18 protein-coding genes are annotated in these 22,451 nt (G+C 55.6%); 11 read left to right on the top strand and 7 right to left on the bottom strand.

Annotated features, from left to right (window positions below; all coding sequences use genetic code 11):
* Positions 1–107: 107 nt before the first annotated feature.
* Together K1718_RS19050 and K1718_RS19045 are read left to right on the top strand one after the other, a co-directional pair.
* The gene (locus K1718_RS19050; protein ID WP_265681191.1) at positions 108–2,765 is read left to right on the top strand and encodes an SH3 domain-containing protein; all 2,658 of its coding nucleotides are present in this window, start codon (positions 108–110) and stop codon (positions 2,763–2,765) included.
* Positions 2,766–2,920: 155 nt separating this feature from the next.
* Positions 2,921–4,033, top strand: a complete 1,113-nt coding sequence (locus K1718_RS19045; RefSeq protein WP_265681192.1) for a class I SAM-dependent methyltransferase — start codon at positions 2,921–2,923, stop codon at positions 4,031–4,033.
* Between the two features lie 15 nt (positions 4,034–4,048).
* Here K1718_RS19045 and K1718_RS19040 read toward each other — a convergent pair whose 3' ends face one another.
* Entirely contained in the window at positions 4,049–4,510 is a 462-nt protein-coding gene (locus K1718_RS19040; RefSeq protein WP_152502460.1) for an Lrp/AsnC family transcriptional regulator, read from the bottom strand.
* A gap of 104 nt (positions 4,511–4,614) precedes the next feature.
* Here K1718_RS19040 and K1718_RS19035 point away from each other — a divergent pair, with 104 nt between their 5' ends.
* Complete coding sequence (locus K1718_RS19035; RefSeq protein WP_265681193.1) at positions 4,615–6,081, top strand: aminotransferase class V-fold PLP-dependent enzyme; 1,467 nt, start codon at positions 4,615–4,617, stop codon at positions 6,079–6,081.
* 10 nt (positions 6,082–6,091) lie between these two features.
* Positions 6,092–6,889, top strand: a complete 798-nt coding sequence (locus tag K1718_RS19030; RefSeq protein WP_265681194.1) for a class II glutamine amidotransferase — start codon at positions 6,092–6,094, stop codon at positions 6,887–6,889.
* On the opposite strand, the gene K1718_RS19025 is transcribed toward K1718_RS19030, so the two are convergent.
* The 6 genes from K1718_RS19025 to K1718_RS19000 form a co-directional block, all read right to left on the bottom strand.
* Positions 6,886–7,251, bottom strand: coding sequence for a SpoIIAA family protein (locus tag K1718_RS19025; RefSeq protein WP_265681195.1), 366 nt, complete (start codon positions 7,249–7,251; stop codon positions 6,886–6,888). The genes K1718_RS19030 and K1718_RS19025 overlap by 4 nt on opposite strands.
* A gap of 128 nt (positions 7,252–7,379) precedes the next feature.
* A complete protein-coding gene (locus tag K1718_RS19020; protein WP_265681196.1) occupies positions 7,380–8,018 on the bottom strand; it encodes an HD domain-containing protein in 639 nt (212 codons plus the stop codon).
* Positions 8,019–8,066: 48 nt separating this feature from the next.
* The gene (locus tag K1718_RS19015) at positions 8,067–8,579 is read right to left on the bottom strand and encodes a helix-turn-helix transcriptional regulator (RefSeq protein ID WP_285806031.1); all 513 of its coding nucleotides are present in this window, start codon (positions 8,577–8,579) and stop codon (positions 8,067–8,069) included.
* Between the two features lie 99 nt (positions 8,580–8,678).
* Complete coding sequence (locus tag K1718_RS19010) at positions 8,679–9,050, bottom strand: VOC family protein (RefSeq protein ID WP_152504351.1); 372 nt, start codon at positions 9,048–9,050, stop codon at positions 8,679–8,681.
* A 47-nt stretch (positions 9,051–9,097) separates the two neighbouring features.
* The gene (locus K1718_RS19005) at positions 9,098–9,535 is read right to left on the bottom strand and encodes a GFA family protein (RefSeq protein ID WP_152502455.1); all 438 of its coding nucleotides are present in this window, start codon (positions 9,533–9,535) and stop codon (positions 9,098–9,100) included.
* A gap of 78 nt (positions 9,536–9,613) precedes the next feature.
* Positions 9,614–10,240, bottom strand: coding sequence for a DapH/DapD/GlmU-related protein (locus K1718_RS19000; RefSeq protein WP_265681198.1), 627 nt, complete (start codon positions 10,238–10,240; stop codon positions 9,614–9,616).
* Positions 10,241–10,636: 396 nt separating this feature from the next.
* Here K1718_RS19000 and phnC point away from each other — a divergent pair, with 396 nt between their 5' ends.
* From phnC to K1718_RS18965, 7 genes are all read left to right on the top strand, one after another.
* The gene (gene phnC, locus K1718_RS18995; RefSeq protein WP_152502453.1) at positions 10,637–11,470 is read left to right on the top strand and encodes a phosphonate ABC transporter ATP-binding protein; all 834 of its coding nucleotides are present in this window, start codon (positions 10,637–10,639) and stop codon (positions 11,468–11,470) included.
* A 58-nt stretch (positions 11,471–11,528) separates the two neighbouring features.
* On the top strand, positions 11,529–12,446 hold the full coding sequence (gene phnD, locus K1718_RS18990; RefSeq protein WP_152502452.1) for a phosphonate ABC transporter substrate-binding protein: 918 nt from the start codon (positions 11,529–11,531) through the stop codon (positions 12,444–12,446).
* A 75-nt stretch (positions 12,447–12,521) separates the two neighbouring features.
* Entirely contained in the window at positions 12,522–13,370 is an 849-nt protein-coding gene (phnE, locus tag K1718_RS18985; RefSeq protein WP_152502451.1) for a phosphonate ABC transporter, permease protein PhnE, read from the top strand.
* Between the two features lie 11 nt (positions 13,371–13,381).
* Positions 13,382–14,719 (top strand): phosphonate ABC transporter, permease protein PhnE, encoded by a 1,338-nt coding sequence (gene phnE, locus K1718_RS18980; RefSeq protein WP_265681199.1) that lies wholly within the window; start codon positions 13,382–13,384, stop codon positions 14,717–14,719.
* 213 nt (positions 14,720–14,932) lie between these two features.
* The gene (locus K1718_RS18975) at positions 14,933–16,075 is read left to right on the top strand and encodes a lytic murein transglycosylase (RefSeq protein WP_265681200.1); all 1,143 of its coding nucleotides are present in this window, start codon (positions 14,933–14,935) and stop codon (positions 16,073–16,075) included.
* Between the two features lie 92 nt (positions 16,076–16,167).
* Positions 16,168–16,809: a ParA family partition ATPase gene (parA, locus tag K1718_RS18970; protein WP_265681201.1), complete on the top strand. Its 642-nt coding sequence runs from the start codon at positions 16,168–16,170 to the stop codon at positions 16,807–16,809.
* 98 nt (positions 16,810–16,907) lie between these two features.
* Positions 16,908–22,445 (top strand): alpha-2-macroglobulin family protein, encoded by a 5,538-nt coding sequence (locus tag K1718_RS18965; protein ID WP_265681203.1) that lies wholly within the window; start codon positions 16,908–16,910, stop codon positions 22,443–22,445.
* The last annotated feature ends 6 nt before the right edge of the window (positions 22,446–22,451 follow it).

Below are 22,451 nucleotides of genomic sequence, written 5' to 3'. Positions count from 1 at the left end.
CGATGTGCAGGATAACTATTGGACCGGGTTGCAAAATCTATATTGGCAACTTTGACAATGTGATTTTGTAAACCGGCTCCTGCATATTTCGCATTTTGGAGGGCCCTATGCGCAAGTCCTTGTCCGTTCTTTTATCTTCTGCATTGGTATTTCAGACGGTTTTCATAAATGGTGTTTTTGCAGCTCCGGCCGTGACCACGGCGAACGTGAACTTTCGCCAGGGCCCTGGAACCAATTTCGGATCATTTGGAACATTACCAAATGGCGCGGAGGTCGATCTTCAAAACTGCGACGACAATGGAGCATGGTGTTCGGTAAGCTATAACGGGCAAAACGGTTTTGTCAGCGGGCAATATCTTCAACTGAGCGAATCTGAAGACACAACAGGGTGGCCAAGATCGTTTCAAACAGATGCCGGTGCAACGTTGGTCCTTTATCAGCCTCAGTTCACCGAGTGGGACAATTTCAAAACCTTGAAGGCGCTTGTTGCAGCCGAATACATTAAAGATAAAGACGCAACACCCGTTTTTGGTGTGATCGGCGTCAATGGTGACACGGTTGCAGACCCTGAAAAGGGTGTCGTCGATGTCAGCAACATTCAGGTCACCCAGCTGGACTTTTCAGCGCTTGATCGAAGTTCGCTTGGTGACCTTTCGCTGCAGATCGGCAAGATCATGCCAACCGGGACGATCACGGTCAAAGAAGATCGCATTACCGCGGGTCTCGCCGAGTATCAGCGAATGGACGACGTTCAGGGGCTGAACTCGGAAGCTCCACCGATTTTTATATCCAATGAACCGGCCATTCTGGTTCAAACCGAAGGCGAACCCATTTTTGCGCCGGTTAAGGGCGATCAGGGCCTCAGCTTTGTCGTCAACACCAATTGGGACATTTTGCAGATCGACGAAACGAAAGAGCTTTACCTGCGTGATGAAAAATCCTGGTTGAAGACCATGGACGTTTCAGCCGGATGGGAAGCCGCTTCAGAACTTCCGGAATTGATCAAAGCCCTACCGGATGACGACAACTGGAAGGAGACGCGTGAAGCCATTCCCGGTGAAGCGTTTGCGGACAACAAACCGCCAAAGGTAGTTTATTCCGACAAGCCCGCGGAAATGATCGTGTTTGACGGTGAACCGAAACTGGAGCCGGTCGAGGGAACGGATCTTGAATGGGCCTCCAACACCGACAGTGATGTCTTTTTCCTGAAATCCACATCCACCTGGTACATCCTGGTTTCAGGCCGCTGGTTCAAGTCCGCGTCCCTTGATGGGCCGTGGACTTTTACCACTCAGGACATGCCTTCCGATTTTCAGAACATTCCGGAAAATGCGCCTTACTACTCCGTGCGGTCTTCAATCCCAGGCACTTCGGAAGCCTCCCAGGCACGGCTGAAGGCCAGCATTCCGACGACTGCGCGTGTCGAAGTGGGTTCGGTGAGTGCGGATGTCGCCTACGCGGGAGACCCTGAGTTTGAGCCGATCGAAGGCACATCCATGTCTTATGCGGTCAACACCAACGAACAGGTGATCCAGGTCGGTGCCAAGTATTATGTGCTGCAAAACGGTGTCTGGTTTGTCAGCGATAATCCCGATGGCCCATTTGTCGTTGCAACTGCCGTTCCAGATGAAATCTACACAATTCCGCCTTCCTCGCCGGTTTATAACGTGACTTATGTTCGGGTCTATGAAAGTGAACCCAACGCGGTGTGGTACGGCTACACTATGGGATACCTGACGGGCTTTCTTGCCTGGGGCGTCTTCGTTTACGGAACAGGGTATTACTACCGTCCATGGTGGCGCCCGGGCGTACGCCCCATTTATTTCCCACGACCGGTTACCTACGGAATTGGTGCGTTTTACAATCCGGTACGCGGGACCTTCGGGCGCTACGGCTATGCGTATGGACCACGCCGGGGCATTGCCGGAGGCGGGATCTACAATCCGCGCACTGGAGGTTATATCCGGGGCGGCGCCATCAGTGGCCCCCGCGGCAGCGCCGGTTTCATAAGCGCCTATAATCCACGCACCGGTAACCGGATTGTTGCCGGTGGCGCCAGGGGAATATACGGCTCTTGGGGCGGTGCGGTCGTCTCGGGACCGCAATGGTCACGGACACGAGACCTCCAGGCAAACGCCGCCCAGCGCTGGAAGCAGGACGGCAATCTTGGCCGGGCCGCCAGTTTCGACAGGCGCAGCGATGTGTTTGCCGGGCGCGACGGGTCGGTCTATCGGCGCGATGGAGAGAACTGGAAGAAGTTCGAAGGCGGCCGCTGGGGTGATGTTGCTGCACCGTCACGCGAAAACTTGCAGGACAGGCTTGGAGACCTCGGCGCTGGAGCTGCTATCGGTGCCGGTGCGGGCGCAGCGATAGCAAACCGACCTGCTGGCGACAGGCTCCAGAACCGCCCTAATGCGGGCAATCGCCCCAACGTCCAAAGACCCGCCAACCTTCCCGCAGGACAAAGACCGAATGTCCAACGGCCTGCCCAGCAGCCCAATGTTCAAAGGCCGGCCCAAAGACCCAATGTCCAGCGTCCCGCGCAGCGGCCTCAGCAGAGACCTGCTACGCGCCCGGCGCAAAGGCCTCAGCAGGCACCGGCGCACCTGAACCGGGATCGCCGAGCGAGAGATGCGGGCAACCGACAGGTCAATCGCCAACGCAATGTGCAACGGTCCAGGCCGCAGCAGGCGCGTCCGCAACAGGCGCGCCCGCAGCGCGGTGGCGGCGGACATCGCCGTGGCGGAGGTGGCCGTCGTCGTTAAGGCGATCCTGGTTGAAATGAAGCGGCCGATGTTCTCCGGGACGTCGGCTGTTTGCGTTCGTGTCGCCATTACAAAGACTTAATTTGCTTACGTAACGTAGCATGCCCACCTCATGCGCACAGGCAGTTTACTGGACGCAAGAGAGGAGCGGAGAAATGGCGGAGCCTGCCAGAGCAACGCACGGCATGATTGACTACGACTTGAATTCCGTCGATCAGATCAAAAACATCGAAGATCACGAGACGCTGCTGCGAGAATACGCAGGCAAGACGCAATCCTTGAACGAAGTGCCTGCCATTGCCGACTTTGGCTGTGGGCCCGGATTGGGGTCTCTTCGCACTGTGCGTCCCGTTCTTGATGTGTGGCGAAAAGCGCCACCTGCGCAACGGGTTTCAGCCTGTTTTGTAGATCTGCCCGGCAATGACTGGTCGGCGTTGAGAAGCCGATTGTTTGGGCAAGACGGCATAGTTTCCAAGCCAAATCCGCCGCAAATTCAGCTCGTTGCGCGTGACTTCTACAAGGAGATTTTTCCAAAAAACGCGCTCTCACTATCGACTGCGTTTTACGCGACACACTGGCTCAGCAGGCCTCAAACAACTTTGTCGCCGGGCACTTTGTGGTTTCATGAGTTGCCTGCGCTGGCCTATGCGGATCTGAGACAGAAAGCCCTGAACGACTTTGCCCATTTCGTGAAAAACCGAATGCACGAACTTGCGACAGGTGGTCGCCTGATCGTGTCAACGATGGGGTCGGTTGCCGACAGGAACACCAGGAATGGGGTTGCTCCTTCGAGAAGCATCCTAATGCCCTTCGCAACCGAAACGGCCTACGCGATGGTCAAGGATGGTCTTCTCGAGCAGTCTCTGGTCGATAATTTCGTCGTAGCGGTCTGGTTCCTGACGGCAGATGATGCCCGTTCGGCTATTCATCAGGCTATGTCGCAGGGAACGGCTTGTGAAATTGAGCATCTGGACATCAAGTTCAGCGATGGTCAGGATGCGGATCCCTTAGGCGGTCTTTTGATGACACCGCACCTTTATGCTCGAAAAAAGACCAAGGCTGCGCGCGCTGTACTTCACAGCACGTTGAAGGCGCATTTGTTCACGCCGTCGAGCGACACGCCTTTTGAAGCGGCTCAACTGGCGGAGATCTTTTACGAGCGCATGGAAAGGGCTATCTGGGCCGACGCTTGCAGAGGGCCAAATCGACGGCACCTTGAGAAAAAAACCATCCTGACCGTCGTCGTGAAGAAAACCGAACACTCCTGACGGGCCAGAGAACGACTAAATCGGAAGATCGCGGGCGTCCGCGATCGCTTCCATGGTCATGTAAGATGTGACGGTGTCGAGATCGATCTTGTCGATAAGGCGTTGATAGATTCGGTCGAAGGCATTCATGTCCTCCGCAACCACTTTCAGCATGTAGTCGTAGTCCCCGGCGATTCGATAGAAATCGATCACGTTGGGGATCGACGCGACTTCATCGCGGAAGGTCTTTAGCCATTCCTTGGAATGGTGACGTGTTCGGATCATCACGAACACAGTAAGATTGAGACCAAGCCGGGCAGGGTTCAGACGCACGGTATGCCCTTCGATAAGTCCGCTCTCGTGCAAAGCCTTCAGTCGGCGCCAGCAGGCATTTTGGGAAAGGCCAACCTCGTCAGCAAGTTCCCTCTGCGAAAGACGCGCTTCACGCTGCAATGCCCTGACGAGCGCACGATCAATTTGATCTAATTTTTTCTCCATATCGGTTCAATTGACACAAATTTGGCAGCAAAACAATCTCATTAGGTGAAGAAACCAAACCTTGATGGGTCGTATGATCTGAGAAATCGGATTCGGAGCACATAATGACCCAAACAAGCGATACAGCGCTCGATTGCTTCAAGAACGAACTCAAGGGTGACGACCTCATGGATCGGCTTCGGGCCGGCCTGATTGGCGAAGGGACAACCATTTCAGGCCCGTTCGGCGAACGGGAAATGATCTATGCAGACTATGTCGCGTCCGGGCGCGCTCTGCGTCAGATCGAGGATTTCGTCCTTGAAGAGATACTGCCTGTCTACGCCAATTCTCATACAGAAGCGTCTTATTGTGGCAGTGCCATGACGCGTATGCGTGGTGCAGCACGCTCTGAAATCGCAAGGATTTGTGGCGCGAACGAACACTATGCCACCGTTTTTTGCGGTTCGGGTGCAACGGCCGGTTTGAACAGGCTGGTCCATCTTCTTGGCGTGTCGGCTGCAGTCGAAGAAGGTCATCGTCCGCTGGTCGTCATCGGCCCCTATGAACATCACTCAGACATTTTGCCTTGGCGCGAAAGCGGAGCTGAGGTGGTTGAGGTTTCTGAAGCTGAAGATGGCGGTCCGGACCTCCATGACCTGGAAACCTTGCTGAAAAACGCGGGACCGGACCGGTTGATTGTCGGTGCCTTTTCAATGATGTCGAATGTCACCGGTATTGTGACCGATAGCGACGCGGTCACACGCGTCCTAAAGAAATACGGCGCGCTCAGTGTCTGGGACTGCGCAGGTTCAGGACCTTACCTTCCGATCGACGTCAATGCCGGGCAGGAAACGCAGATAGACGCCTTGGTGGTCTCACCACATAAATTCATTGGTGGCCCCGCAGCCTCTGGTGTGATGATCGTGCGCAAGGCTGCAGTCTCGCTGGGCACGCCTGTTTTTCCAGGTGGCGGTACGGTCCGTTTCGTATCTCCCTGGCAACACGATTACTGCGAGGAAATTGCCGTCCGCGAAGAAGCCGGAACGCCCAACGTGGTGGGAGACATTCGCGCCGCACTTGCATTTCTCGTCAAAGAGGCAATCGGGCAAAGCTGCATGGATGAGCGCAATGCGGTGGCGCGCGCGAAAGCGCTTTCGGCCTGGCGGCACAATTCGGCGATTGAAATTCTGGGGAATCCGAACGCTAGGCACGCGCTTCCAATTTTTTCCTTCCGCATCAGGGATACCGAACGTGGTGGCTACATCCACCAGCAACTGGTTACAAGGATGCTGTCTGATCTTTACGGTATTCAGGCACGTGGGGGCTGCGCGTGCGCCGGACCTTATGCCCACCGCCTTCTGGGCATAGACAGGGACGAGTCGGAATTGCTGAGAGCAGGTATTCTGTCCGGTGAAGAACTCAAAAAGCCCGGCTGGACAAGACTCAACTTTTCCGTGCTGATGAGTGACAAAAAGACTGACGCAATCATCGCAGCAGTTGAGGAACTGGCACTCAATCCTTACCCGGCCGCTGACTCTTACAACTGTGACACGACCACCGCGCGCTTCAAGGCTGTGCGGGACGCAGCGTAAAGGAGACCATATGTGCCGCTGGGCCGCCTGGAGTGGAGCTCCCAAATATCTGGAGGAAGTGATCTGCGACCCGCAGCATTCCCTCATCGACCAAAGCCGGAATGCGCTTTCCTGTAAGACAGCAGTCAATGCGGACGGGTTCGGAGTCGCCTGGTATGGCGACCGTGAAACGCCATGCCTCTACAAGGATGTGCGCCCGGCCTGGTCGGATCCGAACCTTCTCCAGATCGCCCGTCACGTTCGCTCCGGACACTTTCTGGCGCATGTGCGCGCGTCGACGGGTACCGCAACAACGCGCGACAATTGCCATCCCTATACCTTCGAGCACTGGACATTCATGCACAATGGCCAGGTTGGCGGATACGACACCGTTCGGCGACGCCTGGACAACATGATCCCGGATGATCTTTACCGCCACAGGGCAGGGGGCACAGACAGTGAAAGTCTGTTTTTGATCGCTTTGGCCTATGGTTTGAAACTGCATCCTCGGGCCGCAATGGCGCGAACGGTGAGCGAAGCCGAAGCCGTTTCCAAATATGCCGGAACCGCGCCGCACATGCGGTTTGCGTCGGCCTGGTCGAATGGCGAGACCCTTTATGCAGCGCGCTATGCATCGGATCGATTTGCCCCGACGCTCTATTACCGGAAGTTTTCAGACGGCGTCATGGTTGTGTCCGAACCGCTCGATGAAGCACCAAATTGCTGGGTGGAAGTCCAGCAAGGTCACATGATCGAGGTAAAAAATGGGACGGTTACTGAGATGGCGTTTGTAAGTGACGAGGAACTTGCCGAAGTTGCCGCCGTTTAGCTTTCTATCCAATGCCAGGCGATTTCAATTTCATTTCTGTCAAAGTGTTTTTCCTCGATCCCGACCAGCTTTGCAAAAGTCGCATCGACGGCAACCAGGGTTGCCAGCATCTTGCTGTCAGTCACGATAGCAATCTTGTTGAGATGCGCCAGGTGAGTGAGCATCCATCTGATGTCGGCAGCCGCCGCCTCAAATGACGTGCCAATATGGTCACCGAGCGTGACAAGTATGCTGATCTTGTCATGTGCTTCGATCAGCTCTTCAGCCTTGGCGATCAGCTCTTTTTCTTGAGCGATGTCTATTTTTCCGGATATCTCGACACCAAGGACAGGGCCCAGGCTGCGGGGCAATACTGAATACATGTCGTTTTCTCCGGATGTGATGGTCAATCGATCCTTTCACATCAGCTTAAGGGTCCACAATCCGGTTGTCCAAGACCCAGAAATGCATGTGTTCGCTTCACGAAGTCTTCCCGCCGCGTAAATTGCATTCAGGTCCTGGATGCGGCGTTCTGCAGATCCTCCATAATCTGTCGTGTGCCATTGTCCACCAAATCTCGTATTTGCCGGGTCAGCGGAGAAAAATCCGTACGTTCACGTCCATAGGTGAGATTGAATTCGTAAAAGATCACGTCTCCCGGGGGCATCAGGAGATGCTGGAGCATCGTTTCCAGCTTGTCGAAAGCCTTGGCCAGCTGAGCCTCTGCGGTTTCTGCAGCCGCATATTCCAACCAAAGAGCCATAAGATGGTCTCGCATGTCTTTGGGCAGCGGCGCACAGAGCGTTTCAAAGTCGCGCCTTTCCCGTTCCTGTCTGTCGTCATCCTGTCTTTGGGACGGAGCCGGAACATCTCCGGAAATGGCTTCGCCAAGGTCATGGATGAGGCACAGTTTTATCAGTCTTTGAAGATCGAGCCCTTCAAGCTCGCGCTCGAAAACAAGCACCATGAGTGCAAGCCGCCAAGTGTGTTCAGCTGTGCTTTCCGGTCGTTTCTTTCGCGTGGTGCCTGACCGCAGCGTGTCTTTCAGTTGCTCTGCGGCCTGGAGAAATGACAGAAGGCCCGAAAGTCGGTCGGCATCCATCCGGGCAAGAGGTGAAGCTTTGTCAGCAGGAATGATTTGATCGGTCATATGCGCAGTTTAGCGCTGAGCACCCGTCCCAACGAGAGCCTGAATAATTTATGCGGCACTCGACGATTCTTCTCTGACAAGGCGTGCGAAGCTGCCGTCTGACAACTGAAGCCTTGAAATCCGGATTTGGCTTTCTGGAATGGACATTTCCGGAAAATCGGCAGCTTCGGTCCAATAAACAACGTCATCGTTGAGCGGTTCGAACCAACCAAAGTCGGCCAACCGGTGCTCAACACTGCGGATGCCGTCGGTCGCAAATCGCCAGAGCGGGCGGTGGAGAAACTCCGAGACAGGCGCGCGCCATTCCCGCTCCCGAGCAGGCGACATGGCCAAAAGCCGGTGTGTGAGATCGCAAACCAGGTGAACGGGCTCGCTCGACCGGGACACCAGATGCAAAAGAGCATTGTCGGCCGCACTGTCCGCGCGTGCGCGCAGGAGCGTCGTAATCCTTAGGCAGTCTTTGTGGTTTGGGTGAGACCGGCCGCTTTCCCATCGCGAAATGCGGCTTTGGGAAACACCCAGCTCGTGTGCCAGAACGTCCTGCTTGATGCGATTCAGCACTCGCCAACGACGGAGCGACAAACCCAAGCTGGAAGGTAGAACGGCCGGAACGTTTTTCATTCAGCAAAGACTACAGGCTATTGGCCCAAAAGGGGAGGCTTACTTGCCTTTGTCCTGGTCTCTGTAAGCGCGGCTGGACACTTGGACGGAGTTTCCGTCCGGATCTTTGGCGTTCGAAAATGAATAGCCGTCAGCTTTGTGAACGGGGCCGAACTTCAAGCCCTTTTTGTTGGCCTCTTTCCGAAAAGCCTGCACATCCTCGACATCGAAAACAAGTTTGACGGACGCTTGGCCAAGCTTTTGGGCCTTGCCAGCCCGGTGAAGCAGCAAGTGCGCGCCCCCATTTTCCGGCACCAGTTCTGTCAATCGGTCCGTTGGGGTTCTCACGACCTTGAAGCCGAAAAAGAAAGAATAAAAGCACGCGCTGATGTCCACATCGCGCACATAAAGAATGATGCGGCTGAGACTGATTGCAACAGTGGGCTGCGTGTTCTGCATGGTGTCGAGATCATGCGTACTCATTTTCTGAGCTCACCCTGTGTGAAGGCAATCGAAGGATCTGAAGAGTGCTCGACATTTTCCCCTGGTACCGTGACCCAGGAATGCTTGCGGTGCTCGTAAACCGAAAAGCGCGGTGAGGGAAATTCAGGATCTGCAAACGCACCCACCGGAATTGCGATAACGCCGGGCCAGCCTTCAATTACGAAGGCAAGTGTGGAGCCGCATTTGGGGCAGAACCTGTAGGTCGCTACATGCTCGCTGTCACATTCCCGCTGCCATTCGGAGAAATTTCCTTTTATCAGCACCTTGTCGTCAGGCCAGCGAGCTTGAACGGCGAACACACTGCCCGTTCTCTTCTGACATTCGAGGCAATGGCAAGCCGAGATACGTACCGGATGACCCTCGCACTCGGCGCGCAATTGCCCGCATCTACAGGTCGCAATTCGTGTCGCCATCAAGTGCCTCCCATAAAGTTTACCGTTCAGCAAAGCACTCGCAGGGGAGGCGTTCAATATGGCTTTTTTCGAAGAGACCTATCGATATTTTTCAATAAACGCGTCGATCGCCAGCTTTCGGAAATCCGGCAAGCGCTGCTTGAGCGTTTCATGGCTCCAGTCCCACCAGGCAATTTCCATCAGAGCGTCGGCCTGTACCTCTGTAAAACGTCGCTTGATCGGCTTTGCGGCAACGCCGCCTACCACCGTGTAGGGTGCCACGTCCTTTGCGACTACGGCACCCGCCGCAATGATGGCACCGGTGCCAACGCGGACGCCGGCAAGAACGGTGGCATTGTGACCAATCCAGACGTCATGTCCTACGGTGACCCAGTCGCTCTTACGCCATTCGAAGAAATCGGCATCGTCCTCGCCAAGTCCATAGGCTGCAGCGCGATAGGTGAAGTGATGCTGAGAGGCTCGCCAGGTTGCATGGTTGCCTGGGTTGATGCGCACACGGCGCGCAATTGAGCAAAACTTGCCGATAGTTGTCCAGACGACATCTCCTTCTTGAACGATGTAGGAATAGTCATCCATTTGGCTTTCGCGCATTTCAGTTCGCGCACCAACTTCCGTCCATATGCCCAGCTCGCAATTTGTGACGCTCGCTTCAGGATGAATGTTAGGGGCCTCGTTCAGGGACTGTTTTTTAGTGGGCGCGGACATTTGATCTCCATCGGCTCAAAAGTGGTTGAGAACCCGGGTTTAGTCTTTGCGCAACAGGTCTTGGTGACAGTTTGATGACATTGCCATGACCCTTTTCGTTTCTCCGGAGACGGTTTTTCCAAATCGGATTGATGTTTGACACCGGATATTTCCTTCAGAGCGGATGGTGAGCTCCGGAAAGGCAGCCCCTCTCAGTAAGGTGGATCAAAGCGCGAAGGGTTTGAGCTTGCTGCGGGTTTTCTGACTGGCAGGTGTGATTGAGCGTTGCGCGATCATGCATGTCATTGATCTGTCATAAATTTTTGACGTTTCAGTCAAATAGCTGTCATCCCTTTGTAATGATCCAGTGGCTCTTGTGCGCCGGGCACCACAGGACAAAACGAACAGGGCCGGCGCGTGATTCAGTTTCAGGAAGTTACCAAGACCTTCGGGTCTCGGACCGCTGTCAACAAGGTCAGCTTTAATATCGATGAGCCGCAAATGGTCGGCATCATTGGGCGCTCGGGTGCCGGCAAGTCGACCTTGCTTCGCATGATCAATCGCCTGACCCCGGCAACCTCAGGGCAAATTCTGTTTGACGGGCGCGACATCTTAAACCTGACGGGTGGCATGATGCGCCGATGGCAGCGCGATTGCGCGATGGTGTTCCAGCAATTCAATCTCGTGCCTCGTCTGGATGTGGTGACCAATGTGATGCTGGGCCGGTTGAATGGCCACGGCACAATCAAAAGCCTCTTTAATGTTTTCAGCCCGGACGATGTGAACGACGCTCTTGCAGCTCTTGACCGCCTCGGCATCGCGCAGGAAGCAACAAAAAGGGCTGAAGAGCTTTCCGGCGGCCAGCAGCAACGTGTCGCGATCGCACGTGCTCTCATGCAAAGCCCGCACATGATCCTTGCGGATGAGCCGATTGCCTCGCTTGATCCGATGAACGCTAAGATCGTCATGGATGCCCTGCGTGAAATTCACGAGCGGGACAACAAGATCGTCATCTGCAATCTCCACACACTCGATACCGCACGAAGTTATTGCGACCGGGTCATCGGTATGCGCGACGGCTTCATCGTCTTCGATGGCGCGCCGGCAGCGCTGACAACGGCTGTTGCTCGCGAAATTTACGGCGCGGATGAAAGTTTCAACGAAGCGGCAACCTCCACCGCTATCGATGCCGGCGAGACCGGCTCACAAGAATCCGCCGGTGCGATGACCCCGGCGGCAGCGGCGGTCTGAACCGTCTGCGCACCCTTCAAACGTCATCGAGATTGAGAACTCTCAGGGAGTGTCCCAAATGAAAATCGTTTCCAAAGTCGTTGCGCTTGCTGCTGTCAGCATGATCGCATTGAACGCCGCTGTTGCAGGTGCTGAGGAAATCACCGAATTCCGCATCGGCATCCTTGGCGGAGAAAACGCCTCGGATCGTCTGCGTGCTTATGAGTGCCTGGAACAGAAAACGGCAGATTTGCTTGGTGTTCCAGTCAAGCTGTTCGCACCAGCTGATTATAACGGTGTGATCGAAGGTCTGCTCGGCGGAAACCTCGACATGGCATGGCTGGGCGCTTCGGGCTACGCCAAGGTTTTTCTGACAGATCCGGAAGCTGTTGATCCGGTTCTCGTCAAAGTCAATGTCGACGGCGGTTACGGCTACTATTCAATCGGCTTCGCACGCGTCGACAACGAGATCAACTCGCTGGAAGACATGAAAGGCAAGGTGTTCGGTTTTGGTGATCCGAATTCCACCTCCGGTTACCTGATCCCCTCGATCGCGATCCCCCAGGAAGGTTACTCCATGGAGAAGGGCGCGTATTTTGGCGACGTCGTCTTCACGGGTGGTCACGAGCAAACCATCGTTGCCGTTTCCAATGGTGACATTGACGCCGGTGTGACCTGGGCTGACGGCCTGGGCGAGTGGGAAGATGGCTACAATTCCGGCGCTTTGCGCAAAGCCTCTGACGCAGGTTTGGTCGACATGACAGAAATGAGGGAAATCTGGCGTTCGCCGGTGATCCCGGAAGGCCCGATCGTTCTGTCCAAGAAGCTGCCGGAAGACGTCAAGGTCAAGATGACCGGTCTTGTCGCTTCCATGAACTCGATCGATCCTGACTGCGCCTACAACATTGCTGCCGGTGAAACCAAAGGTTTTATGCCGATCACGCATGAGGCCTATGCGAACATCATCGAAGCTCGCAAGGCGAAAAACAAAAACTAATCGGTTCTTCAGAACCAAATCGCGGGCCGGATAACGGCCCGCGTCTTCTCACGTTGCCCTCAAAGGAACATGGTCATGGCCGTTGCCGCCCTCGAGCAGGAAATCCTGTCGCTGCGCAAACGTCGCCAACTCTATTCGCTCATCGGATTGTTGCTGGTCGTTGCCGTTGTTGTTTCCGGATATTCAAAGTCCAACGAGATGAATTCCGGTGGTTTTCTGCAGGGTCTTTCCAAGTTCTTTGACTATCCAGGTGAAATTGTCGCCGAAGCGTGGCAGTCCGGGCCGGCGTTTTTCTCCCTGATCCTGACATTCGTGCCAGCGATGCTGGAAACACTCAACATCGCAGCTGTTGCAACGTTGATTGGCGGCGCGATGGCCGTGGTCCTCGCCATGGCATCTACCCGCAATGTCGACAGTTGGGGACCGCTCATTCCCGTGGTTCGCCGTCTGATGGACGTGATGCGCGCCTTTCCCGAATTGATCATCGCCCTGTTCTTGATTTTCGTTCTCGGCTCCAGCCCGGTTCCGGCCATGATCGCCGTCGCCTTCCACACCGCAGGGGCGCTCGGAAAGCTGTTCTCGGAAGTGAATGACAACATTGATCGCAAGCCAATCGAAGGGTTGTCCGCCTGCGGTGCAAGCTGGCTCCAACGGATCCGGTTTGCTGTCATGCCGCAAGTCGCGCCGAACTATCTCAGCTATTTCCTGCTGCGACTTGAAATCAATGTGCGCGCGTCGGCAATTCTGGGTTTCGTCGGCGCAGGGGGTATCGGCCAGGAGCTGCGCCGGACAATAGGCTGGGGCCAGGGTGCCGGTGACGAGACAGCAGCCATTTTCGTTCTGCTGTTTCTCACAATCATGATGATTGACCAACTGTCCTCCTACCTTCGCGGCAAGCTTGTCGGCGCAGGCCGGGCGCACTGAGGAAGTTGAAGATGGCTTACGAAACGTTCAACGAACCGGTATCTGATCGCAACACGGTGTTTCAGACAGTCCGCCGCAGGGCATGGATTACCGTGGCCGTGCCGGTCGCCGTTTGTCTTTACCTTGTGTACACATGGTTTGCGTTCGGCGTCCCGCAGCTACTGTCCAAAGCCCAGCCCGAAAGGGCCGCCATTCTGGCGACTGACTCCGTCGCCTATAAGGTTCATGTTACCAAGCTTTTGCGCCGCGACATTATGGAAGTCGCCATTGAAGGCGAACGCCGTGCGACCTACGAGAACGAGGATCTGCCGGACTGGGTAAAAGTGGACGGAACCGACGCTCTTGTTGATCTTGGCCAGGGGTATGAGATCGCGATTGCAGGCAAGGTGATGGAATTCACGGTGCCGGACTACGGTACGATCAGGGTGACCGCTACACAAAGCGGTGTGAAGACCGAACTTCCGCCAGGCCCTATCCCGGATTGGATCAAGGACGATCCGAAAAAGTTCGATGCCCGCCCGACATTGGACAGGCGCGTTCAGGTCACGCGCACCAAGATAGAAGTTCACAACTATTTTGGCGGATGGGAGAACTTCTGGTTTCCATTCCACTCAGAACTCTACGGACTGTCCTTCAGCCAGCTTTGGGCGATTGCCTTGTCAAACGAGCGGATCGATCCTTCGCAGTCGAACATGTCTCTGATCATGCATGACTTTCTGGGCAATCCCGACTGGCAGCATGGCGAGGTTTTCATTGCATTGTTTGAAACCATCATGATGGCCGTGCTCGGCACATTGACAGCAGCCTTTTTCGGCCTGCCGCTGGCCTTTCTCGCTGCCCGGAATTTCACGCCTTCAAAGATCCTTCGTTTCGGTACCCGGCGGCTGTTCGACTTCCTGCGGGGGATCGACATGTTGATCTGGTCGCTGATCTTCATTCGTGCATTTGGCCTTGGTCCGCTCACAGGTGCTCTGGCTATTGCGTTCACTGACACCGGGTCTCTTGGAAAGCTCTTCTCGGAAGCGCTTGAAAATATCGACAACAAGCAGGTGGAAGGTGTGCGCGCAACGGGCGCCAGTCAGATACAGCGCTACCGGTTTGGCGTGATCCCGCAGATCCTGCCGGTCTTCGTTTCACAGGTCCTCTATTACCTTGAGTCGAATACCCGTTCGGCAACGGTTATTGGTGCTCTTGGAGCAGGGGGCATCGGTTTGATGCTCGTTGAAACCATGAAAACTTCTCGGGACTGGGAAAACACAAGCTATATCATCATCTTAACGATACTCGTTGTGATCATCATGGACCAGACATCAAGCTGGCTCCGGCGAAAGCTGATCGAAGGCAAATAGTCAGACCCTGGGACCAGAAAGGGGACAAGCCATCCGCCTGATGACGTTGGTTGCCCTGATTTTGCTTGAAAACTGTTCTTCGCATCTTTTTGCCGCATTTCCGTCGCGCTACCGTGTCAGCGTTCCCTTAAGGAATCAGAGCTGGCGGAGCGGGCGATGCAGCAAGGTTTTTGGAAGACGTGGACTAGTGCGGCTGTCGGAGCCGGAATACTCATGATGGGGACGACCGTCTCTGCGCATGCGATTGAGAGCTGTGTCGCCTCCCTCAAGAAACAGGCTGTTTCTGCCGGTGTTAAGCCGGAAATTGCCGAACGCATGCTTTCCGGTGCCAACTACGATGAGAAAGTCATCCGCTTTTCCACATCACAGCCGGAATACAAGACCGAGATCTGGGACTACATGGCGTTTCTGGTGGACGCCAAACGGATCGACGACGGAAAGAAAAACCTCAAAAAACACAGCAAAACGCTGTCAGCAATCGAGAAAAGATATGGCGTCAACCGTCACGTCGTTCTTGCCGTTTGGGGCATCGAAAGTGACTATGGTCAGTTCAGAGGAGATTTTTACACTCCCCATGCACTGGCGACACTGGCGTGCGCCGGTAAGCGGCGTCAAAAGTATTTCCGTGGCGAACTGATCAAGACATTGCAGATTGCGTCTCGCGGGGACGTGCCGATCAACGACTTCAGAGGGTCCTGGGCAGGTGCATTCGGCCAGACACAGTTTATGCCGAGCACATACAACAGTCTGGCAGTGGATTTTGACGGGGACGGCCGAAAGGATCTCGTGAATTCCGTACCCGATGCATTGGCATCGACGGCTAATTTCTTGAAAAACGCTGGTTGGCGTGACAGTCGACCGTGGGGCATCGAAGTGAAGGTGCCGAGCGGGTATTCCGGTCCGTCGGGCCGCAAGAAAAATGCGTCATTGGCAACCTGGAACAAACGCGGTTTGACAAGGATAGATGGCGGCAAACTGTCCGGCAAGCTGGAGGCAGCTCTCATCCGGCCGGCTGGCGCAAAGGGCCCTGGCTTCCTCGTGACGAGGAATTTTCGTGCACTGCGATCTTATAACGCGTCTACATCATACGGCATGGCGATCGCCTTGCTGTCGGAGCTCGTTGCCGGTGGTGATCCGTTCAAGACACCTTGGCCCACAAACAATCCGGGATTGTCGAGGGCACAGCGTCTGGATCTTCAGAAGCTCTTGAACAAAAACGGCTTTAATGTGGGTGAGGCCGACGGAAAGGTTGGTCCGGCCACTCGCGCCGGTATCCGCAAAGCCGAGGCTAAATACGGGATGCCCGTCACAGGCCGGCCATCCTGGAACGTCTACTATGCGCTTGGCGGACGATAGTCCAAAGCGCTTGTTCAACGCTTAAACGAATTGCCTTGTTGCGCTGCAGTATTTTGCAACGCAATATTGAGCCGGAAACTTGGAGGTTTGCCATGTCCGGTCGGATATTGACAGTTGCGCAACAAAAAGGTGGCTCGGGAAAAACCACGCTGGCGGCTCACCTGGCTGTTGCCTTGGCAAAACAGTCCGGTGAACCGGTCGCAATTCTGGATGTAGACCCGCAAGGATCACTTGGGACCTGGTATGAAGCCCGCGAGGAGGCTCACGGCGAGGATGAGACCGGACTGGAATTTCGGACAGCGTCCGGATGGGGTGCGCGCAGGGAGGCGAGGTCTCTCGCAAGATCGCACGGCTATGTCATCATCGATACTCCGCCCAAGACTGATACGGACGCTAAACCGGCTATAGACGCCGCTGATTTTGTCATCGTTCCGATACAGCCGACGCCGGTGGACCTTTGGGCAACGTCACAGACAATAGATCTGGCAGCCCGGGAAGATACGCCGGCCTTGCTCGTGCTCAATAGAGTGCCGCCGCGTGCTTTGCTGACAGGCGAGATGGCCGAGGCGATAGCAGAATCGGGTTACGACACACTCAATGCCCGTCTCGGGAACCGAACGGTTTTTGCATCGGCAATGGGCAGGGGATGTGCGGTGACTGAAGATGCGCCGAGCAGTAAAGCTGCACAAGAAGTTGCGTCATTAATTGAGGAACTTGTCGACAGGATCGGCTGACGCGGGCCTCATCAGTCATCACTCTTCGAAAATATGCCTTGTCCTTGTCACGTTCCGGTGCCTTGATAGAGGAAATTATAGGCCCCGGAGGATTGGCCATGTCTATTTTTTCGCTTGTTTTTAAACATAAACTTCTGAATTCAAACAAAGATACTGCCCGCATCTGCACTGCCGTTTTGGCAGCGACGTTGCTCTTTGGCGGATTGCACCCAAATGCAGCAAGTGCCCAGGACAGGCGTATCGTCACAATCGACGATGCTGACTTCTTCGGCAGCGATTACCGAACGGTCAAGGATGTTGACCTGGAAGGCTGCAAATCGGCGTGCCTGAAGGACAATCAGTGCCGGGCTTTTACGTTCAACACGTCTGCCGGCTGGTGTTTCCTGAAGACTGATTTCGGAGAACTCCAGAGTTTCTCAGGTGCCATCGCAGGGCGCGTGGTGGCAGTACAGGCACCACGAGCCGACATGAGTGCCGATCGGCGGGCGGAACTGAATTTCGTGCCGGAAGCTCAGCTTGAGAGCGCAAAAACCTATTCGCTTCAAATTGAAAACTCGGTTCGCGGCAATGGCCAAAGCGCGGACGTGAACCGACGCAACGGACTTGCAGCGCTGAACAACCGGAACGGTGCGCTGGCGGAGAGCGACTTTCTGCAACTATTGTTGCTGGAACCGGGTGACTACGAAGGCTGGACCAGCCTGACAACGGCACTTCTGCTGCAGAATCCGGACGATTGGCAGACAAAAGAGACCAAGCAAAAGAATGCGATCTCGGCAGCGATCAATGCGTATCTGCGTTCAGTCAGCTCTAATGAAAGGGCGTTCTCGCTCGACATCCTGAGCAGGGCATTTGAGCGCCGCAATGAATTCAAGACTGCAATCAAAGCCCTTCGTGCGTCTTTGGCACTCGAGGAAAACGCCAATCTGCGCCGTCGTTACGACGACCTGATTGCCAAACATGGCTTCCGGATTGTCGATCATGTGGTTGATTCCGATAGTGTGACACCAAGGATATGCCTGGTCTTTTCGCAAAAGCTGGCCCTGGGTGAAGACATGAGCCCGTATGTCAGCGTGATCGGTGAAGGGACTGCTTCCATTGAGGCGAACGACAATCAGATCTGTGCTGACGGCCTGAAACACGGAGCCAGATACAAAATTACGGCTCGCAGCGGGCTGCCCGCCGCCGATGGCGAAAAACTGGAAAGATCAGCTGATCTTTCCGTTTATGTGAAAGACCGGTCTCCTTCGGTGAATTTCCTCAGCCGTTCCTACGTTCTGCCTGCTGGAGGCAACCCGACGATCCCGATCATTTCGGTCAACACCACCGAGGTTGAGGCATCTGTCTACCGGGTCGGCAACAGGGCGATCGCGGATATTCTGAGAGACAACAAGTTTTTGCGTCAGCTGGATTCCTACCAAGCTGAGCAGATTGAAGATGAATTGGGCGAAAAGGTCTGGACCGGAACTGTCGAGACTGAAAACGAATTGAATGTGGATATCACGACTGCCATTCCGCTCTCGGAAACGGGAATTGAGTTGGAGCCGGGTGTCTACGCGATGACGGCCCGCTCGAAACTGGATCTCCAGAACCGTTGGAGCGCTCTGGCAACACAATGGTTTCTGGTTTCCGATCTCGGAGTGACGGCTTTGAGTGGCGACACCGGAGTGGCCGCCAACATCCGTTCATTGACCACGGCTGCCGCACTTGAAGGCGTCAAGGTTCGTCTGCTTGCCGTCAACAACGAAATCCTGGGTGAGGAGGTCACCAACGCAGACGGATTTGCCGAGTTTGAAGCAGGAATGACCCGCGGACGTGGTGGCCTTGCACCAGGTGTTCTGGTCGCGGAGACGGATGACGGGGACTATTCTTTCCTTGATTTGCGCAAACCGGCTTTCGATCTGTCCGACCGTGGTGTCGAAGGCAGGCCCGCGCCAGGGCCGTTGGATGTATTCGCCTGGACAGATCGCGGTATCTACAAGGCCGGTGAAACCGTTCATGCGCAGGCGCTCTTGCGCAATGCCAAAGCCGTCGCCCAAGAAGACTTTCCTCTTACCTTTGTCTTCAGTCGTCCAGATGGTGTTGAGCACGCTCGTTTTACCGTCAATGACGGTGGATTGGGCGGACATCTTCAGGACCTGACCTTGAGTGCCTCGGCCCAGCAGGGCATTTGGTCTTGGGAGGTTTTTTCCGATCCCAAGGCAAGCGCACTGAGCCAGGAAACCTTCCTCGTCGAGGACTACCAGCCCGAACGGGTGGACTTCGACCTTGAGACATCGGCAACGGCCTTCAACCGCACTGAACCGACAGAGGTTTCGCTTGATGCCAAATTCCTTTACGGCTCACCGGCAAGCGGCCAAGCCTTGGAAGGCGATATCATTGTTAAACCGACGCGATCGCTCAAGGCCTTTCCCGAGTACCAATTTGGTCTGGAGGATAGCGAAGTTTATACGCAGCGCCGCAGCCTTCCATCCGGCCTCAAGACCGACGCTGACGGAAAACTGTCTTTTGATGTGATACTTCCGGAGTTGGCGGACACGACGCAGCTTTATAACGGCCAATTGGTTGCCAGGCTGGTCGAGGCCGGAGGCCGCTATGTGGAGCGAGATCTTGAACTTTCTGTCGCGCTCGATGGGCCTCGGATTGGAATCAAACCGGCCTTCGATGGCGGTGTAGATGAAGGCGGGCCTGCCGATTTCACGGTCATCGTAGTCAGCGGCGATGGCACAGAGCAAAGTGCAGAGGGTCTCACCTGGACGCTTTCGAAAGTTGATCGCAGATACCAATGGTACCGCGTCGACGGCCGCTGGAACTACGAGCCGATCACCACGACGCGTAGAGTATCAAGCGGCTATCTGGACGTCCTTGCAGGACAGCCGGCGCGATTGTCACTCCCGGTTGAATGGGGTGAATACCGCCTCGACATTCAGGGCGGTGGTGATTTGCAGACTTCCACCGCTGTCACGTTCGATGCTGGTTGGTACACTGCAGACGCGACGTCGGAAACGCCGGACTACCTGGACGTCGGCCTTGACAAGAGTTCCTACAGGCCCGGCGACACCGCAAAGCTCAGACTGAAACCGCAAACATCCGGGATTGCTGTCATCAATGTTGTTTCCGGTGGGCTCGTTTCCAGCCGTTCGGTTGAAGTCGACGCGACTGAAACGGAAGTCGAGATCCAAGTCAGCGATGACTGGGGTGCAGGTGCCTATGTCACAGCAAGCCTCTATAGGCCCATGGATCTCGACCAGAACAGGATGCCCTCGCGTTCTATGGGTCTGTCCTGGCTGAAAGTCGATCCAGGTGCACGCGCAATTGAAGTCGAACTTTCAGCGCCTGATAGGATTTTGCCGGAAACGACATTGGATGTGCCGATCAAGCTGGCTAACCTTCAGTCGGGAACGCAAGCATATGTCACTGTTGCAGCGGTTGATGTCGGTATCTTGAACCTGACTGCTTTCGAAACACCGGATCCGGAGAATTGGTACTTCGGCCAACGACGTCTAGGTACGGATATCAGAGATCTTTATGGTCAGCTCATTGACCGCACCGCAGGCACGCTTGGCCGCGTGAGGTCTGGCGGCGATGCCATGGCCTTGCGTCTGGATGCCCCGCCGCCCGATGACGAACCGGTCGCGTTGTTCTCCGGTCTTGTTGAAATTGGTGCGGATGGTGAAGCCACAGTTTCATTCGACGTACCTGCATTCAACGGCGCCCTGAAGCTGATGGCGGTTGCCTGGAGCAAGGACGGCGTTGGCCACGCAGAGCAGGAAGTTGAGGTTCGCTCGCCGGTCGTGATGACTGCGAGCGCACCAGCGTTTCTTGCCCCGGGCGATCAGTCGCGCCTTGCTCTTGAGATAGACAATGTCGATGGCGCGTCGGGCTCTTATGAATTGGAAGTATCTGTTGCCGAGGGATTGGCACTCGAAGGCGGCACTGACCGCCAGACCCGGACCTTCGATCTGGAAACCGGCAAGAAAACCTTGTCGCTTCTGCCTGTGTCTGCCGGAGCGTCACCCATCACGTCTGAAGTCGTTGCCTCACTTACAGGTCCCGACGGCAAGGTTTATGTCAAACGCTTCGGTCTGGACGTGAAGGACACTCAGCCAGAGGTGGTTCGCAGATCGTCGTTTCAGCTGGCCTCTGGCGGCAGTCTGACACTCAGCCCGGATACATTCGACGGTTTGCGCGCCGACACGGTCGATGTCACGCTGAGCGCCGGCGGCGCAGCAAGCATCGATATCGCGGGATTGCTGGCAGCGCTGGACAGGTATCCTTATGGCTGCACGGAGCAGACCACCAGTCGTGCTTTGCCATTGCTTTATTTGAGTGAAGTGGCGGAAGCGGCCGGCCTTGGTGGTGACAGTGCTATCCGGGAACGTGTCGTGAAGGCGATTGCTGCCGTGTTGGCCAATCAGTCGGCATCCGGTGATTTCGGGCTTTGGAACAGCTATGGCGACGGCGACACCTGGCTGGATGCCTACGTCACCGATTTCCTGACCCGCGCAAAAGAGAAAGGCTACCGGGTCCCGGATCTTGCCTTTACCACCGCGCTGGACAATCTGGAGAACCAGCTGGCTTACGCATCCGATTTCCAGGATGGCGGTGAGGGCATCGCGTATTCGCTCTATGTTCTGGCGCGAAACGGACGCGCCTCCATGGGCGATCTGCGTTATTACCTTGATGCCAAGCTGCAAAGCTTTGCTACGCCGCTGGCCAAGGCTCAGGTGGCAGCTAGCCTTGCTCTCTATGGTGAGCAGGAACGGGCAGCGACGGGATTTGTCGCTGCGATCTCGGCACTTCCCCGCGAGAAGAAACAGACTTACCGGTCTGACTACGGGTCTATCCTGCGCGACAGCGCAGGTGTCACCGACTACGTGGTCTCGGCGTCGATGGGAGAAAAACTGAAGGAAGATGCACTGGCTGCGCTGAAATCTGCGCAGGCACGAACGGGTGGACGTTCAACCCAGGATATGGCCTGGCTGTTGCTGGCCGCACAGGCATTGAACCAGTCGGCTGAAGAAGCCCGGATCTCCGTAGACGGAGATGAGACGCCCGGTCGATTGGCATGGTCGTTTGCGGGTGAGGCAATCTCCAGCGCTCCCGTCAATGTTACAAACAACGGTGCCGACGAAACTGATCTGCTTGTTTCTGTTGCGGGACAGCCGCTGACGCCGGAACCCGCTGGGGGCACAGACTATGCGGTCGAGCGGAAGATCTATGATCTCAATGGAAATGAGATCGACCCTTCAGCGGTACCCGTAAACACACGTCTTGCCGTTGTCGTCACCGTTCGTGCACTGACCGATCAGCCGGGCCGTCTGATGGTGGTTGACCGATTGCCAGCGGGACTGGCTATCGACAATCCTCGGCTCGTGCGTTCAGGCGATCTAGGTGGTTTGTCCTTCCTTTCGATGATTGATCGGCCGGAACACAGCGCATTTTATAGTGACAGGTTCGAAGTTGCGATCGACCAGACACGGCAAAATGGTCAGGAAATGAGTTTTGCCTATCTGGCGCGTGCTGCAACGCCGGGTGAGTTTGCTCACCCGCCGGCGTCTGTGGAGGATATGTACCGGCCGGATCGTCGTGCGGTCACTGCGACAGGCCGCTTCACCGTTCTGGGACCAACCAGGTGATGAGGC

It is taken from the genome of Roseibium porphyridii (genome assembly GCF_026191725.2).
Lineage (GTDB): Bacteria > Pseudomonadota > Alphaproteobacteria > Rhizobiales > Stappiaceae > Roseibium > Roseibium porphyridii.
The sequence above is the reverse complement of the archived record's forward strand: the minus strand, read 5'-3'. Positions and strand labels throughout refer to the sequence as shown.